Source organism: Candidatus Acetothermia bacterium, assembly GCA_024653305.1.
Taxonomy (GTDB): Bacteria; Bipolaricaulota; Bipolaricaulia; order Bipolaricaulales; family Bipolaricaulaceae; genus JACIWI01.
Genome location: JANLFW010000007.1, coordinates 1 through 15,035, shown reverse-complemented (window position 1 = coordinate 15,035; position 15,035 = coordinate 1). Strand labels below are relative to the sequence as shown.

Genomic DNA, 15,035 nt, shown 5'->3' with positions numbered 1-15,035 from the left:
GACCGCCATTCGGGTAGGGTTGGCCCATGGCGGCTGGGGACGATCGTCTGCCTCCTGGGCAGCGATGGGTGGACCGGCCTATCCCGTTCGACATCGGCCCGGTGCCGCCTGCCGACCTTGCCCGGTTCCGTCTCCGCCTGTACGGGAGCGTGGCCCATCCGGTCGAGCTCTCGTGGGCGGAGCTCCTGCGGCTTCCCAACACGGTGGTGACCCAGGACTTCCACTGCGTGACCGGTTGGAGCGTGCGGGACCTCGTGTGGGAAGGGGTGTCCACCCGCGTCCTCGCCGACCTCGTCCGGCCCACCTCCGACGTGCGCTGGGTCATGGCCTACGGCCGCGAGGGCTACTCCACCAACATCCCCTACGGCCACTTCCTCGCCGCAGGAAGCCTCGTCGCCTACCGCTTGAACGGGGCGGCGCTGCCGCTGGAGCATGGGCACCCGCTGCGCCTGGTGATCCCCTCCCTGTACGCGTGGAAGAGCGCCAAGTACCTCACGGCACTGGAGTTCCTGACAGAGTTTCGGCGTGGGTACTGGGAGGAGCGTGGCTACCACGACGTGGGCGACCCGTGGCGGGAAGAGCGGTACCGCAAGCGGCGCGCGCTCCCCTAGAGGGCGGACCAGAAATACCCGTTCATCGGGCCGAACCTCCGGAACGGCCACACCCGGAAGAACGGGCACCCGATGAAGTCCTCCACCGGCACGAACCCCCAGTACCGGGAGTCGTAGGAGTTCATGGTGTTGTCGCCGAGCACGAAGTAGTGGTCCTGCGGCACCAAGGTCGGCTCCACCCCGTACCGCATCCCCGGGCCATGGGTCCAGTAGGTGCGGTCGGCGATCCGGGCCAGAGGGACGCCGTCCACCATCACCTTGCCGTCCGAGGCGATCCACACCGTCTGTCCCCCCACGGCGATCAGGCGCTTCACGTAGCGGGCGTTGCGGACCCGGGCCTTGATCCCAAGATCGTCAAGATCCTTTGCCCCCTGGGGCACGGCCACGGTGAGGGTTTTGTGCCCGAGGGCCTCCCGGAGCACGGTGAACGCGAGCGTCGTCCCCTGAGCGGCCTGGATGCGGCGGTTCAGGGTGACCATCGAGGGCACGGGCTCCCCGCCGACGCCGATCGTCGGGTACCCGGGGGCGACGATCCAGTCCCCGGGCTCGAGGCCGGCCTGGGCCGCCGCGCTCCCCGCCCGGACTTCGGTGATCCGCAACTCCTCGAGGTGCCAGAACACGATCACGCTCCCCGGGGTGGGGTCGCGGAAATGGTAGGACAGGATGTCCACGAAGAACGAGTCCCCTTCTTCGATGGTCGGCTTCATGGACCCTGTGGGCACGGTCATCCGCACGGTGACGAAGGTGATGGTGAGCCAGAAGATGACCCCGACCTCGACGATGGTTTCGACCCACCCCAGGGCCCACTCCGCGCGGGGGGAGAGGTGCACCCCACGCCGCCGGAGGAGGCGGACGATCCACGGGGGCTTCTTCTCCTTCTTAGGCGGGCCCCGTCTCTGCCACGGCCAACGCCAGCTCATCCGATCTTGTGGATGCGGGCCACCCGGCGCAGCCAGTACGGCCGGCCCTTGCGGATGCCGTGGCGCTTGACCACCTCGATCCGCTCCAACTTCGGGGAGTACACGGGCACGGTGCGCTCCACTCCCACCCCGGCCGCCACCTTGCGTACGGTCACCATCGTTCGCGTCCCGGAACCGGAGATCTTGAGCACCACGCCCTCGAACGGCTGGAGCCGCTCCCGGGCCCCCTCCGATACCCGCTCGTAACACCGGATGATGTCCCCGGGCCGGAATTCCGGTATCTCCCGCTTGTGTTCGGCTTCTAGCGCGTGGATCAGGTCATCCATCCCCGTCATGATCCTCTCCTTTCAGTCGATCTAGGATGATGGCCGCTGCAGCCCGTACCGAAAGGTGATTGTACCCGGCCCCCGCCCGCACGGGGGGCAGGAGCGCGTCGCACGCGGCCAGCAACTCCTCGGCCATCCCGTGTCCGGTGCCGAACAGGATCAGGGTCGGCCGCGCCCGCAGGAGCCGGCGTGCCTCCTCCCAGCTGAGCTGGGGGTAGGGAAGCCCGGCCCGGGCGCTCGTGCCCCACACCGCTGGGGCCTGCCCCTCCAAGCGGGAGATCTCCGCGTAACAGTCCTCGAGATCCTCCTGGATCGCCACCGGCTCCAGCGCCTCCCGACGATTGGCGGTCTCCTCCGCGAGCCAGAACTCCCGCAGCCGCGCCGCGATCCGGCGTTGGCTCTCAAGCGGCGTCACCACGTAGAACCGCATCACCCCATACGTCCGCGCGGTGCGGGCGATGTCCGGGACGTCGATCGAGGTGATGGCGGTGGCCACCACGTTCCCGGCACGATCCCGCATCGGGAAATGCAAGAGCGCGATGTACAGGTTTGGCATCGTCCGTCCGTGGGTAAGGGTAAACCGCGGGGCGGACCAGGACAAGGAAGGGGGAGGCTCCGCGGTGGGGCGTCCCTTTGCCCGCGTGGGGGAGGCACGGTAGACTGGAACGTCATGCATGTTCCCGGACCGTGGCCGCTGGTGACCGCCGCCCTCGTCCTGGCGGCGGATCAGGCGACGAAGGCCTGGGCGACGGAGCACCTCGTCCTGGGGCAGTCCCGCCCCCTCCTTGGGTCGTTCCTCCGGCTGACCCGGGCCCACAACCTGGGCGGGGCGTTTGGCCTGTTCCCCGAGCACAAGTCCGCGTTCATCGCCGTGTCCCTCGGGGTGAGTGCGGCCCTCCTCGGCGTCCTGGTCAGCGGGCGGTGGGGGGGGCGCGCCGTCCGGTTCGGGGGGGCGTTGGTGTTGGCCGGGGCGGTGGGCAACGTGATCGATCGCCTGCGTTGGGGATATGTGCTGGACTTCCTGGAGCTCCCCCATTGGCCGGTGTTCAACGTGGCGGACACGGCAATCGTGCTCGGGGCGGCGGTGCTGGCGGTGGGGATCCTATGGAGGAGGCGGTGAAGCCCTTGTTCATCGTGCTGGAGGGGCCGGACGCGTCGGGGAAGTCCACCCAGCTCAAGCTCCTCGCCCAAGCCCTTACCGCCCGGGGGGTCCCCGTGCTCACCACCCGCGAGCCGGGGGGCACGCCCTTGGGGCAGAAGCTGCGCGAGCTCCTGCTCGATCCGGTGCAGCGCATGCATCCTCTGACCGAGCTGTTCCTGATGGTTGCCGACCGGCACGAGCACGTGGAGGACGTGATCCGGCCGGCGCTCGGCGCGGGGAAGTGGGTGCTGTGTTCTAGGTACACGCTCTCCACCTGCGCCTATCAGGGGCGGGGGCGAGGGGTGGACCTGGGGCTGATCCAGCGGCTCAATCAGCTGGCGACCGGGGGGTTGGAGCCGGACTACGTGTTTCTCTTGGACCTCCCGCCCCAAGTGGCCTACGAGCGCACCCGGGAGCGGGACCGGTTCGAGGGGGAGGGCCTCGCGTTCTTCACCCAGGTCCGGGTGGCGTACCTGGAGCTCATCCGCTCCATCCCCCGGGGGTACGTGATCGACGGCACCTTGCCCCCGGATCGGGTTTCCGCGGAGATCCTAGCCCACCTCCCCCTGCCCGGATATGATCCCTCAGGCAAGGAGGGCAAATGGAGATCGTCTGCCAGCGAGAGGACCTCGTTTTCGGGGTAAGGACCGTCAGTCATGCCCTGGGAGGGCGTACCTCGATGCCCATCCTCGGGGGCATCCGCTTCCATGCTACTGCCGACGGCATCGAGCTTGGGGCCACCGATCTGGAGCGGGCCATTCAGTGCCGGGCTGCGGCCCAGGTCCAAGGGGAAGGGGTGATGGTCCTCCCTGGGCAGGTGCTGAGCCAACTGGTGACCCGGTTGCCCGAGGTGGACCCTGTCCACCTCCAGGAAGCGGACGGGCGGGTCCGGCTCAGCTGTGGGCAGGCGAGCTTCGAGCTCCTCACCCTGCCGGCGGACGAGTTCCCCGAGGTGACCCGGCCGGCCACCGCGCCCCTGTGTCGGTTGAGCCTGCCCGCCCTGCTCCAGTGCATCGCCCAGACCGCGTTCGCCGCCCTGCGCGCCTCGGAGACCACCCGGCTTGCCCTCACCGGGGTGGACCTGGTGCTGCGGGACGGGGCGGTCAAGTTCGCCGCGACCAACGGGTATCGCCTGGCGATCAAGCGGGTGCCGGTGGATGGGCTGCCCGAGGGCCACGAGGCCGCGTTCCTGGTGGACGCGGCCATCCTCACCGACCTCCACCGGGTGTTGTCCGGGGTGACCGCCGACGCCGTGTCCATCTACGCCGAGGGCGGCCAACTTCACTTCGAGGCCGGTCCGGTGCTGTTCTCCTCCCGCCTCATCCAGGAGCAGTTTCCCGACTTCGAGCGGGTCATCCCCCGGGACAACGAGATCGGCCTGCACCTCCCCCGGGAGCCGTTCCTGGAAACCCTGCGACGCATGGAGATCACCTCCGCCGAGGAGTCCGGGGCGGTGACCCTGAAGGCCACTGCCCAGGGGACCATCCTCGAGGTGTCCAGCGCGTCCAAGGACAAGGGGGAGGGGCACGAGTTCGTGGAGCTGGTGAAGCCGGCGCCGAAGAGCATCGAGATCGCGTTCAAGGCCGAGTACCTGATCGACGCCGTGCGGCGCATGGACTCAGGGCAGGCGGTGCTGTGGCTTTCGGCCCCGGAACGGGCCGGGCTCCTTGAGCCCTCCGGGGAGATCGCCCCCGGAGACGAGGGGTTCATCTACGTGTGCATGCCGGTCAGGCTCTTGTGAGCCGGCTACGCGCGGCCGCCAGCGCCTTCTCGATGGCTTGAGGCAGGTGCTCGGCGCGGGGACCTCCCCCTTGGGCGAACGTGGGCCGTCCCCCGCCCTTGCCCCCCAACACTTCCGCCGCGATCCGCACCAGGTCCCCCGCGGCGAGCCGCGGTTCGTCCACGACCTTGGCCACGAGGAGCCCCCGCCCCTCGTGGCGTGACCCCAGCACCACCGCGCACCGGCCGAGCCGCTCCGCCAAGGTGTCCGCCAGGCGCTTGACCTCCTCGGCCCCTCCCTCCACCACCGCCCCGAGGAGCTTCACCCCATCCGCGTCCTCGGCACGGCCCACGAGCTCCCGGGCGCGCAGGGAGGCGAGTTCCTCCTCCAGTGCCTCCACGCGCCGGCGCCGGGCCTGGACCTCGTCCAGGACCCTCTGGATGCCCTGAGCGAGCCCCCCTTCCGGCACCCCGAGGAGACCGGAGAGCCGGAGCCGTTCCTGGCGCAAGCCGGCGCAGTAGCGCCGCGCCGCCTCCCCAACCAGCGCCCGCAGGCGCCGCGTGCCCGCGGCCACAGCTTCTTCCGAGAGGAGAACGATGAGCCCGATCTCCCCGGTCCGTCGGACATGGGTGCCCCCGCACAGCTCCAGCGAGACCCCGGGGACCTCCACCACCCGCACCCGGTCCTTGCCCCGGTACTCCTCCTCGAAGTGGGCGATCGCCCCCCGGGCCTTGGCCTCGTCCAAGGGCAGCTCCTGGACCTGGACCGTCAAGTCCTGAAGCACCGGAGCGAACGCGAGCTCCTCCACCTGGGCGAGTTCGTCCGGCGCGAGAGGGGCGAAGTGGGTGAAGTCGAACCGCAGCTCCTCCGGTCCCACCCAGGACCCGGCCTGGATCACGTGCTCCCCGAGCACGCGCCGCAGGGCGGCATGGAGGAGGTGGGTGGCGGTGTGGGCGCGCTGCACGGCCCGCCGCCGGGCCTCGTCCACCACGAGCCGGCACCGATCGCCCGGACTGAACTCCCCTTCCGTGACCCGCACGTAATGGAGGGTCCCGTGCCGCGTTCTTTGTACATTGTGGACCTCTGCTTTTCCGGGTCGGTCCAGGTTCTCGATCCAGCCGGTGTCGGCGATCTGGCCCCCGGCCTCGGCGTAGAACGGGGTCTCCGGGAAGACAAAGAGCGCCTGAGCTTCAGGCCCAGCCGCGGGCAGCGTCCTTCCCTCACGGGTGAGGATCACATCGAGGGAAGTCTCGGCCGCGAGGGTTGTGTAGCCCAAGAACCTGGAAGAGCGGCTCACCACCGCCTCTTCGCCGGTCACGCCCACGGTGTCGTAGGACACGACCGTGCGGGAGCGGGCCCGCTGGGCCGCAAGCTCCCGCTCAAACCCTTCCCAGTCCAGGATGAGCCCTCGCTCTGAGGCAAACGCGAGGATTAAGTCCTTCGGGATGCCGTGAGTGTCGTACCATTTGAAGATGATGTCGCCGGAGAGTTTGTCCAAGTCTGAGGGGAGCTCGGCCGCAACCCGCCGCAATGTGTCCCAGCGCCGCTGGTATGTGTCAGCTTCTGCCAAGACTACCCGCGTTATCAGCTCTCTGCGCTCACGGATTTCGGGATACACGTCCCCCAGCGTTTCCATAACCGGATCCACAAGGCGGACCACCTTGTCCGAGGGGATCCGAAGCGCATCGGCACAGGTAAAGAGGCGGATAAAGACCTTCCGCAACACCGAACCACGGCTATCTTCGCTGTCTGGCAGCACACCGTCGGCGATGAGGAAGGTAACAGCGCGAATATGGTCAGCCACAGCGTTCCGGTGGAACGGGAGCTGGTCCGGATGGTATTTTATCGGTGACATATCCTGGATGGTCTCGACGATTGGCATGAAGAGGTCGGTGTCGAAGTTGGAGGGAACACCCTGGAGGACGGCAGTCATGCGCTCCAGGCCCATCCCGGTGTCGATGTTCTTCCGCGCAAGCTCCCGGAGCGCTCCGTCGGCTCCGGCGTCGTACTGCATGAACACGAGGTTCCAGATCTCGGAGAACCGGCCACAGTCGCAGGAGGGTTTGCAATCCGGGCCGCAGGGAGGAATGCCCCAGTCCCAGTAGATCTCGGTGTCCGGGCCGCACGGGCCGCGGTCCCCCACCGGCCCCCACCAGTTGTGGTCCTTCCCGAGGGCCACGATCCGCTCCCGAGGGATCCCGATCACGTCGTTCCAGATGGCGAACGCCTCTTCGTCGTCCTCGTACACGGAGGCCCACAGCCGTTCCGCCGGAAGGCCGAGCTCCCGGGTGAGGAACCGCCAGGCGAGCTGGATCGCTCCCTCCTTGAAGTAATCCCCGAAGCTGAAGTTCCCGAGCATCTCGAAGAACGTGTGGTGGTAGGCGGTGGTGCCCACCCGTTCGATGTCCGTGGTGCGGAAGCACTTTTGGCACGTGGCGACGCGCGGATACCGCGGGGGGACCTTGCCCCAGAAGATGTCCTTGAACTGGACCATCCCCGCCGAGGTGAAGAGGAGGGTGGGATCGGTCGGGACGAGGCCCGCCGACGGCAGCACCACGTGGCCCTGCCCTTGGAAGTACTCGAGGTAGGCTCTGCGCAGGTCCCGGCTATTCATGCTCGGATTGTACCTGGTCCCGGCCTGTCCGGAGCCCGGGGCAAAGAGAAGCCGCTCTCCGAGAGAGCGGTCTCTTCTGCGGTCACCGGATCGGGCGCCACAGCTTGCGGGCGAGGAGCCAGCTGGCGAAGCCGATGACGAGCAGCACGCTCGCCACCTGGGCCGCCCGCCACGGCCCGAGCATCAGGGCATCCCCGCGGAAGTACTCGCACACGAACCGCAACGCCCCGTAGGCGAGGAAGTAGACCGCGGCCAGGAACCCCGGCTGCGCCGGCCGTCGCCGCAGCCGCCACAGGAGGACGAAGATCAGGAGCACCCCCACCGCCTCGTACAGCATCGCCGGGTGCACTGGCTGGCCGGGATAGAACTGGCCAGCCATGGACGTGGGGGGGAACACCACCCCCCACGGGAGATCCGTGGGGGTGCCGAAGGCATCGCCGTTCAGGAAGTTGCCGATTCGGCCCAGCACCTGGCCCAGGGCCAGTGCGGGGACCGATGCGTCGGCGAGCCGCCAGAACGCGACCCGCTTCCAGCGGGAGAAGATCAGGAGGCCGAGCACCCCGCCGAGGAGCCCCCCGTGGATGGCCAGCCCCCCGTGCCACACCTGGGGGATCTCCCACAGGGCGTACCGGTACCGCTCCCACTGGAAGGCCACGTAGTAGGCCCTCGCGAACAGGATCCCGAGGGGGATGGTGATGAGGAAGAGGTCCAGGACGTCCTCGGACGACGTGACCAGCCCTTTCCGCCGGGCCTCGGCACGGATGATGAAGTAGCCGAGGACGAAGGCGATCACGTACATCAGCCCGTAGTAACGGATCTCGATTGGGCCCAACCGCACGAGGATCGGATGCATCGGTCCCCCTTGGCCCGGATTATACCGGATCTGGTCGGAGGGAGCGCTTTAGGTGCTTTTCAAGTAACGTTCCCGAAGCCATTGCCAGGCCTCGCCGAAGCCAAGCCCTCGTCCGAGCGGGTACAATGGCTTGTGGTCCTCTTCGTTCGCGTACTGGCCGGGGCACTCGCGGCTGGCCTGTTGTGGGCGGCGTTCTTTCCCGGGATGGCGATGCTGGCGTGGGTCGCGTTGGTGCCCCTGTTCTGGGCGGTGGACGGCGCCGGCGTGCGGCGGGGGGCCGCGGTGGGGGCGACTTTTGGGGTCCTGTTCTTCGCCCTGGAGTTCTCCTCGCTCCTCTCGCTGCGGCCGTTCGTGGGTGGGGTGGCGTTCCTCGTGTGTGGGGCGCTCGCCATCTACGGGGCGCTGTTCGCCGTCGTGTTCGCTGGTGTGGGGGGGATCCGGGCCTCGCCCCTCCTGTGGGCTGGGGCGTGGACGCTCCTCGAGGTGGCCCGAGCTGCCGGACCGCTGGGGTTCACGTTTGGCTCGCTCCCGGCGGCGGTGTCCGGAACCCCGTTCCTCTCAGCTTCTGCCCTTGGCGGCCCGTGGCTCCTGTCCCTCGGGGTGGCGTGGACGGCCGGGTGTCTCGCCCGGGGCCTGCGCCGGCGGCGCTGGCTCCCGGGTACCGCCCTTGGCCCGCTGGCCCTCCTCGCCCTGGCCTGGGCCAGCCCGGCCCTGCCGCCCCAGGGGGCGCTCACCGTGGCCTTGGTCCAGCCGAACATCCCCCAGGCGGACCGGCTGGATCCGGAACGCCTGCCGGACCTCGTGGCCCGGTACCGGGAGCTCCTCGCTGGGATCGCCCCCCCGCTGGACCTGGTGGTGGTCCCGGAGAACGCGCTCCCTGCGTTCCTGCGTCAGGAGCCGGAGCACCTTGCCCTCTTCCAAGACGCGGCCCGGCGCCTGAACGCCACACTCCTGGTGGGGACAGGCGATTTCCGGTCCGGCCGCATCTACAACACGATCCTCGTCCTCTCCCCGGCTGGGGAGGTGGTGGGCACGTACGCGAAGACACACCTGGTCCCGTTCGGCGAGTACGTGCCCGGGCGGGAGATCTGGCGCCGGCTGGGGCTGGGGCCCTTGTTCGCCCGGTTGTTGCCCGTCGACCAGGCCCCCGGGGAGGGGGTGCGCCCGGTGGGCTCCTACGGGGTCATGATCTGTTTCGAATCCACATTTCCGGCGATCAGCCGGGAACTGGCCCGCGGCGGGGCGGAAGTGCTCCTCACCCCCACCAACGACGCCTGGTTCGGCCGGACCCGGATCCTGTGGGAGCACTACGCCCTGGGGGCGCTCCGGGCGGCGGAGACCGGTCGGGCGTTCGTTCAAGCGGGCCAGACCGGGTTCACCGGGGGCTGGGGACCTTCGGGGAAGGACCTCGGGCGGTTGCCTCCCTGGGAGCAGGGGGTGCTCACGCTGCGGGTGCCCCTGTACACAGGTCTCACCCCCTACGCCCGCGTCGGGGACGGTCCGGCCCTCGCTCTCGCCGGGGCCCTCGCCCTCCTCGGGTTCATCCCGAAGAAACGGCCCCGCCCATGCCGGGCGGGGCCGCGGAGGTCGGTCATAGAGCGCTGATCCTACGGGGCCGTGACCTCGATGGTCAGGGTGGCCAAGTCGGAGTTCCCGACATCATCCCACACCTGCAGCGTTGCCGTGTACGTGCCTGCCGTGGCGTAGGTTCGCATCAAGTCGTTGCGGGTCAGCGTGTTCCCGGTCAGTCCCTCTTCGGTCAGGGAGGGGATGTCGCTTCCCGGACATAGAAGCGTGTACTTGGCGATCTCCCTCCCCGCGGCCGCCTGGGCAGCGAAGTCGAAGTCGACCGTATGACCAGCGGTGATGGCCAGTGTGGGATCGACATCGTCGAACTTGACGGGCGGATTTACGCCATCGTACACGCTGAACGACGTGATCTCCGGCGGCGGGCTGGTCACGGTGATCATCACCGACGCCGAGGTCGCCTGGGCCTCGTCGTCCGTGGCGGTTAGCGTGGCGGTATAGGTCCCCGGATCGGTGTAGGAATGACCGGTGAGCAGGCCGTTGTAGGCCACGAGGTCCACGGTGGCCTCGAAATCCGGCGATCCGTCGCCGTACTCCAGTCTGAGGTGGACGATCCTCCTCCCGGGAGCGGCATTGATGGTGACCCAGAAGTCCACGTCGTCGAGGGGGGCGGGGCCGCTGGCGGGGATGGCCCCCAGGCTCACCGTCGTCGTGGGCGAAGCAGTCACAGTGATCGTCACCGTGGCCGCGTTCGTCCTGCCCCGGGCGTCCTGCACGGTGAGGGTGGCGGTGTACGTCCCGGGCGCGTCGTAGGTATGGACCACGGCCACGGTGATGTCCGTGCCGGTGTAGTCCACGGTCCCGTCGGTCTCGAAGTCCAGGGTGAAGGAAACGATCGTTCCGGTCGAGCCGGCCGCGCTGAAGGTCACGCTCAGAGGGGCCACGCCGGACGTAGGCGTCGCCGTGAGCACCGCCTGGAGCGGGGTGAACAGCCACGCGCACCCGGAAAGCCCCAGCCCGAGAAGGACCAACACCGCTACCTTGCCGACACTGCGCATACCGACCTCCTTGTGCTTCAACTGGCCCGAGCGTAGCCCGACTCACGCGTACCCCAGAGGAATACAGCGAACTCCGCTCAGCGGTTCCGTCCGTCGGCCGGCGGACACGTGTCCCGCCCGAAACCCTCCCTTCCGGCACGGTGTATATTCCCGCGGAAGGAGGCCAGGTGTCCGAAGGAGAGCTGGTGCTCATCCAACGTAGCCTGAACGGGGACCTGGAGGCGTGGGGGGAGATCGTGAGCCGGTACAAGAACGCGGCATTCGGGGTGGCCATGGCCATCGTCCGCAACCGGGCCGACGCCGAGGACGTGGTTCAGGACGCGTTCATCCGCGCCTACCAGCGCCTGGATCGGTACGATCTTTCGCGCAAGTTCTCCACTTGGCTGTTCGCCGTCACCGCCAACGTGGCCAAGAACGCGCTCCGGCGGCGCCGGCGTGATCCCATGCCCAAGGCCATTTGGGCCGAGGACCCAGCGCACATGGTGTGGCGGGAAGACATGGAGGCCGCGGTTCGGGAGGCGGTGTGGGGGCTCCCGGAGGCGTACCGGGCCCCGCTCGTGCTGCGGTACTGGCACGAGCTTTCTCTGGAGGAGATCGCCGAGACCCTCGGCCTCCGGCTGGGGACGGTGAAGACGCGCCTGCACCGGGCGCGGGCCCTGGTACGGGCCGAGCTCGCGGAACGGGGGGTGATCCATGATGCCGTTTGACGAACTGGACGAGCGCATTCGGAATGCCATCGCCCAAGAAGTGGAAGCGGGGCTGCCCCGCCTGGCGGGGATGGAGGCCCGGGTCATGGCCGAACTCGCTGCCCGCCCGGATCGGCGTCCATTTTGGGCCCGGCTCGCCCGGGCGCGGTGGCGGTGGGCCCTTGCCGGGTGCGGTGTGGCCGTGTTGGCCATCGGGTTCGTCATCGGGCGCCTATCGGCGCCGGGTCCGTCCCCCCTTCTTGCCCACGGGGGCAGCCTGTTCGCGGTGGCCGTCCCCGGCGCCCGGATGGTGGCCGTGGTCGGGGACTTCTCCGCCTGGCAGCCGGTGCCCCTGGCCGATCCGGATGGCGACGGTATCTGGACCGCGACCATCGCCCTTCCTCCCGGGCGGTACGAGTACGCGTTCGTCGTGGACGGGCGGTGGATCGGCCAGGACCCCTTGGCCGACGAGTACGTCCGCAGCTTCGGCGAGTACGCCTCGGTGCGGTACATCGGGGGGGGCTCGTGATCCGTCGCGTGGTGGCGGTCCTCGTGGTAGGGGCGTGGGCCATCGCCCAGGCCCAGGTCCCGCTCATCGTGGAACAGGTTTCCCCGGCCCAGGTGCTGGACTGGCTAGAGCGGTCGAGCCTGCCGCCCGAGGTGAAGGCATCGTGGCTCGGCATCCTGCCGGGCGCGTTCGCTCAGGGCACGGTTGATCCCCGCGTGGCCAAGCCGTTCTTCGAAGCGTTGGCCACGGTGCCTGTAGAGGTCGCCATCCAGCTCACCCAGATCCTCATCCCGGTCCTCCAGCAGGGTGTGGTCATGGATCATCTTCTGGTCACCGCATCCAAAGCGATCGCCAAGGGGATGCAGACGCAGCGGTGGGACTACGTCGCCTCCGAGCTCCAGTTGCGGGCCCGGCTGGGCGCGGCCACCTTCGTCGTCCTCGGTGCATACAGCCCCGCGCTCAGGATGGAGGTGGCCCGCATCCTCGGGGACTTCATCACCGGGGTGTCGGGGAGTTTTACGGATTACGATGGGATGCTTTTGTTTGTCCAAAGCGAGCTCGGGAAGCTCGCGCGGACGGGCACGCCGTTGGCCCCGGAAATCGACGCTCTTTTGGCGGCGGTTAGGGCGCCAGTCTTGGCGCAGATCATGGAGCGCGTGTTGCAACCGGAAAGGAGGTAGTGCATGAAGAAGATGGCATGGATCGTGGCATTGGTGCTGGCCCTGGCCGCCACCGGCTTGGGCCAGGTGGAGCCGAAGGGGATCATCATCGAGCCCCCGACGCCGGAAGGGCTTACGGTACGGATTTGGGTGGACAAGCCGGCGTATGCGATCGGCGAGTACGTTCAGGTCAACTTCGAGGTGAACAAGGCCGCGTACATCTACATCTGGGACATCCTGCCCGACGGCCGAGTGCAGCAGATCTTCCCCAACCAGTACGACCAGCAGAACTACTTCCCGGCCGGCCGGCACACGTTGCCCCGGCCGGGCACGTTCCGATGGAGGGTGGATCCGCCCACAGGCACGGAGTGGCTGCAGATCATGGCTGTAACCCAGCCCATCCCGGGGATCTTCGGCGGGTTCTCGGTGGAGATCCCGTTCCCGATCCTGAGCCCAGACCCGCTCCAGTTCCAGGTGCAGATCCAGGGGCTGGTGCCGGAGCCGGCGGAGCGAGCGTTCGACTTCACGAGCTTTGAGATCGTGTCGGGGGTGGCCCCCGGCTATGGGACGCTTGTGGTGAACACCACGCCTTCCCTGGCCCGTCTGTACGTGGATGGGGTGTTCCGGGGGTGGACGCCGCGGACCCTCAACCTCACTGCCGGGTTCCACGATGTCCTCATCCGCAAGTCCGGGTACCAGGACCACTCGGTCCGGGTGTTCATCATCGCTGGGCGGACCCGCACCCTCGATGTGGCCCTGACCCCCTTCGCGGTAAACCAGCCGCCGGTGGCCCAGTTCACCTACACGCCTCCGACCCCGCTTCCGGGGACATCGGTGACGTTCAACGGCACCGGGTCCTATGACCCCGATGGGTCCATCATCGCCTACCAGTGGGACCTGAACGGGGACGGGGTGGTGGACCGGACGGGGGCAGTCGTGACGTGGACCTACACCCTGCCCGGCACCTACAACGTGACCCTGTACGTGATGGACAACATGGGCGCCACCGGGCAGACCACGCGGCCGGTGACGGTGGTGTGGACCGGGATCCCCGGGATGCCCCCCATGTTCGGGATCCCCGGGATCTACGTGTGGGGCACCGACACCTGGCGGATCACCGTGAACGGGGCGTCCACTTGGACCACCCCGCACGCTTACCGGATCGAGCTCCGCACCGACGGCCAGTTCGTGGGGGTGTCCACCGAGGCCGGTCCATCCCCGCTTGGGCTGATCCCTGAGCCCACCACCGAGGGGTGGCGCCTGGTGTTCGAGGGCTCGGTGGTATCGAACCGAGTGACGTACGCGTTCCAGGTCACCGGGGCCACGTCCATCTACATGGACCTGCGCCTGGACATGGACGGCGATGGGAACCTCGACCGCTCGTCGGGATTCGTGCGGCTGCGAGAGTTTATGGTCAGCCCACCCACCAACCCGCTCGTGGTGGGGGTGCCGGAGGGGTACACCGGGGCGTTGGTGCCCAGCCTGAACTTCCGGATCGGGATGCCGATCTCCTATACGGACGTGGTCAGGATCGTGTGGTGGCAGACCACGATCGGGGCCCTGGAGGGCCCCTAAGCCAGGGGTTCTTCGGTTGACGGACGGGGCCCGGCCCGAATGGGCCGGGCTTTTTTCGGCCCAGGTCCACTCGCGTTGAGAATGAAGACGATGAGGAAGCCCCGGGGCGGAGGTTCCCGGTTTCCCACACAGGCTAGAGGCAGAGCTCTTCACTTCCCGCCGGGAACCACGTATAATGCCCCCCAGCGTTGACTCCGGCCCCGAGCTGGGCCATGTCCTCGGAGCGCAAGGGGGTGGGAAGGGAGGCACCTGGCAACCTCCATTTGGATGAGGCGTCTCAACCAGCGTGTTTGATGCAAGGAGGTGTTCGATGGTGCACAAGGTTGGAATGGCATTTCTGTTGATTGTTCTGGTGGGAGCGATTGTATGGGGTGGGCCAGACCAGAACAACATCGTCATTGGGACAACCCAGGAACCGGACCAGCTCAATCCGTGGGAGGGTGCAGCCGACACGAAAGAGAACGTGATGGCCTTGTTCTTCATCGGCCTCACCTATTTCGACACCGAAGGGAACCTTCTGCCCGGGCTGGCCACGGAGGTCCCCAGCGAGGCCAACGGCCGTCTTCGGATCGTCCGCGACGCGGCGGGGAACTTCGTGCGCCAGGAAGTGGACTGGACGATCCGCGATGAGGCCTTCTGGTCGGACGGGGTCCCCATCACCACCGCCGATGTCCTGTTCACCCTTGAGGTCCAGAACCACCCGTTGATCCCGGTGACGTTCCGAACGTTCTCGGCGATCATCGAGGAGATCAAGGTTCGGGACGACAAGAACTTCACCATCGTCTACAAGGAGCCCAACCTGTTCTATGCCAGCCCGACCGGACGCATCGGCTTGGC

The 15,035-nt window shown here is 68.1% G+C and carries 16 protein-coding genes; 10 read left to right on the top strand and 6 right to left on the bottom strand.

Going from position 1 to position 15,035, the window contains the following annotated elements; translation table 11 throughout:
• Positions 1 to 26 precede the first annotated feature (26 nt).
• The gene (locus NUV94_03880; GenBank protein ID MCR4391923.1) at positions 27 to 611 is read left to right on the top strand and encodes a sulfite oxidase-like oxidoreductase; all 585 of its coding nucleotides are present in this window, start codon (positions 27 to 29) and stop codon (positions 609 to 611) included.
• Here the strand turns inward: NUV94_03880 and lepB are convergent.
• Genes lepB through NUV94_03865 form a run of 3 tightly spaced genes read right to left on the bottom strand, consistent with a single transcriptional unit; the run spans position 608 to position 2,413 of the window.
• Positions 608 to 1,531 carry a signal peptidase I gene (gene lepB / locus NUV94_03875; protein MCR4391922.1) on the bottom strand — a complete coding sequence of 308 codons (924 nt, stop codon included), beginning with the start codon at positions 1,529 to 1,531 and terminating at the stop codon, positions 608 to 610. The genes NUV94_03880 and lepB overlap by 4 nt on opposite strands.
• Positions 1,528 to 1,866, bottom strand: a complete 339-nt coding sequence (rplS, locus tag NUV94_03870) for a 50S ribosomal protein L19 (protein MCR4391921.1) — start codon at positions 1,864 to 1,866, stop codon at positions 1,528 to 1,530. The genes lepB and rplS overlap by 4 nt, the downstream gene beginning before the upstream one ends.
• Complete coding sequence (locus NUV94_03865; protein ID MCR4391920.1) at positions 1,850 to 2,413, bottom strand: RNA methyltransferase; 564 nt, start codon at positions 2,411 to 2,413, stop codon at positions 1,850 to 1,852. Before NUV94_03865 ends, rplS begins: the two co-directional genes overlap by 17 nt.
• A 114-nt stretch (positions 2,414 to 2,527) precedes the next feature.
• Here NUV94_03865 and lspA point away from each other — a divergent pair, with 114 nt between their 5' ends.
• The 3 genes from lspA to dnaN are packed head-to-tail and all read left to right on the top strand — an operon-like array spanning position 2,528 to position 4,739.
• Complete coding sequence (gene lspA, locus NUV94_03860) at positions 2,528 to 2,977, top strand: signal peptidase II (protein MCR4391919.1); 450 nt, start codon at positions 2,528 to 2,530, stop codon at positions 2,975 to 2,977.
• Entirely contained in the window at positions 2,974 to 3,642 is a 669-nt protein-coding gene (gene tmk / locus NUV94_03855; protein ID MCR4391918.1) for a dTMP kinase, read from the top strand. Before lspA ends, tmk begins: the two co-directional genes overlap by 4 nt.
• Positions 3,600 to 4,739 carry a DNA polymerase III subunit beta gene (gene dnaN / locus NUV94_03850; GenBank protein MCR4391917.1) on the top strand — a complete coding sequence of 380 codons (1,140 nt, stop codon included), beginning with the start codon at positions 3,600 to 3,602 and terminating at the stop codon, positions 4,737 to 4,739. The genes tmk and dnaN overlap by 43 nt, the downstream gene beginning before the upstream one ends.
• Here dnaN and alaS read toward each other — a convergent pair.
• Positions 4,726 to 7,332, bottom strand: a complete 2,607-nt coding sequence (alaS, locus tag NUV94_03845; GenBank protein ID MCR4391916.1) for an alanine--tRNA ligase — start codon at positions 7,330 to 7,332, stop codon at positions 4,726 to 4,728. The genes dnaN and alaS overlap by 14 nt on opposite strands.
• An 82-nt stretch (positions 7,333 to 7,414) precedes the next feature.
• On the bottom strand, positions 7,415 to 8,185 hold the full coding sequence (lgt, locus tag NUV94_03840; protein ID MCR4391915.1) for a prolipoprotein diacylglyceryl transferase: 771 nt from the start codon (positions 8,183 to 8,185) through the stop codon (positions 7,415 to 7,417).
• Positions 8,186 to 8,317: 132 nt separating this feature from the next.
• On the opposite strand from lgt, the gene lnt reads away from it, so the two are divergent.
• Positions 8,318 to 9,790: an apolipoprotein N-acyltransferase gene (lnt, locus tag NUV94_03835; GenBank protein ID MCR4391914.1), complete on the top strand. Its 1,473-nt coding sequence runs from the start codon at positions 8,318 to 8,320 to the stop codon at positions 9,788 to 9,790.
• A 2-nt stretch (positions 9,791 to 9,792) separates the two neighbouring features.
• On the opposite strand, the gene NUV94_03830 is transcribed toward lnt, so the two are convergent.
• Complete coding sequence (locus NUV94_03830; GenBank protein MCR4391913.1) at positions 9,793 to 10,770, bottom strand: PKD domain-containing protein; 978 nt, start codon at positions 10,768 to 10,770, stop codon at positions 9,793 to 9,795.
• Between the two features lie 167 nt (positions 10,771 to 10,937).
• Here NUV94_03830 and NUV94_03825 point away from each other — a divergent pair, with 167 nt between their 5' ends.
• From NUV94_03825 to NUV94_03805, 5 genes are all read left to right on the top strand, one after another.
• The gene (locus tag NUV94_03825; protein ID MCR4391912.1) at positions 10,938 to 11,477 is read left to right on the top strand and encodes a sigma-70 family RNA polymerase sigma factor; all 540 of its coding nucleotides are present in this window, start codon (positions 10,938 to 10,940) and stop codon (positions 11,475 to 11,477) included.
• Positions 11,464 to 11,985, top strand: coding sequence for a glycogen-binding domain-containing protein (locus tag NUV94_03820; protein MCR4391911.1), 522 nt, complete (start codon positions 11,464 to 11,466; stop codon positions 11,983 to 11,985). The genes NUV94_03825 and NUV94_03820 overlap by 14 nt, the downstream gene beginning before the upstream one ends.
• On the top strand, positions 11,982 to 12,644 hold the full coding sequence (locus NUV94_03815) for a hypothetical protein (protein MCR4391910.1): 663 nt from the start codon (positions 11,982 to 11,984) through the stop codon (positions 12,642 to 12,644). The genes NUV94_03820 and NUV94_03815 overlap by 4 nt, the downstream gene beginning before the upstream one ends.
• Positions 12,645 to 12,647: 3 nt before the next feature.
• The gene (locus tag NUV94_03810; GenBank protein ID MCR4391909.1) at positions 12,648 to 14,198 is read left to right on the top strand and encodes a DUF4384 domain-containing protein; all 1,551 of its coding nucleotides are present in this window, start codon (positions 12,648 to 12,650) and stop codon (positions 14,196 to 14,198) included.
• A gap of 310 nt (positions 14,199 to 14,508) precedes the next feature.
• A partial coding sequence (locus NUV94_03805; protein MCR4391908.1) for an ABC transporter substrate-binding protein occupies positions 14,509 to 15,035 on the top strand: 527 nt, incomplete at its 3' end.

Excerpts from the sequence above, each read along its gene's own strand:
- NUV94_03880 (MCR4391923.1), top strand. The coding sequence starts at position 27 with ATGGCGGCTGGGGACGATCGTCTGCCTCCTGGGCAGCGATGGGTGGAC.
- lepB (MCR4391922.1), bottom strand. The coding sequence starts at position 1,531 with ATGAGCTGGCGTTGGCCGTGGCAGAGACGGGGCCCGCCTAAGAAGGAG.
- rplS (MCR4391921.1), bottom strand. The coding sequence starts at position 1,866 with ATGACGGGGATGGATGACCTGATCCACGCGCTAGAAGCCGAACACAAG.
- NUV94_03865 (MCR4391920.1), bottom strand. The coding sequence starts at position 2,413 with ATGCCAAACCTGTACATCGCGCTCTTGCATTTCCCGATGCGGGATCGT.
- lspA (MCR4391919.1), top strand. The coding sequence starts at position 2,528 with ATGCATGTTCCCGGACCGTGGCCGCTGGTGACCGCCGCCCTCGTCCTG.
- dnaN (MCR4391917.1), top strand. The coding sequence starts at position 3,600 with ATGGAGATCGTCTGCCAGCGAGAGGACCTCGTTTTCGGGGTAAGGACC.
- alaS (MCR4391916.1), bottom strand. The coding sequence starts at position 7,332 with ATGAATAGCCGGGACCTGCGCAGAGCCTACCTCGAGTACTTCCAAGGG.
- lgt (MCR4391915.1), bottom strand. The coding sequence starts at position 8,185 with ATGCATCCGATCCTCGTGCGGTTGGGCCCAATCGAGATCCGTTACTAC.
- NUV94_03830 (MCR4391913.1), bottom strand. The coding sequence starts at position 10,770 with ATGCGCAGTGTCGGCAAGGTAGCGGTGTTGGTCCTTCTCGGGCTGGGG.
- NUV94_03820 (MCR4391911.1), top strand. The coding sequence starts at position 11,464 with ATGATGCCGTTTGACGAACTGGACGAGCGCATTCGGAATGCCATCGCC.
- NUV94_03810 (MCR4391909.1), top strand. The coding sequence starts at position 12,648 with ATGAAGAAGATGGCATGGATCGTGGCATTGGTGCTGGCCCTGGCCGCC.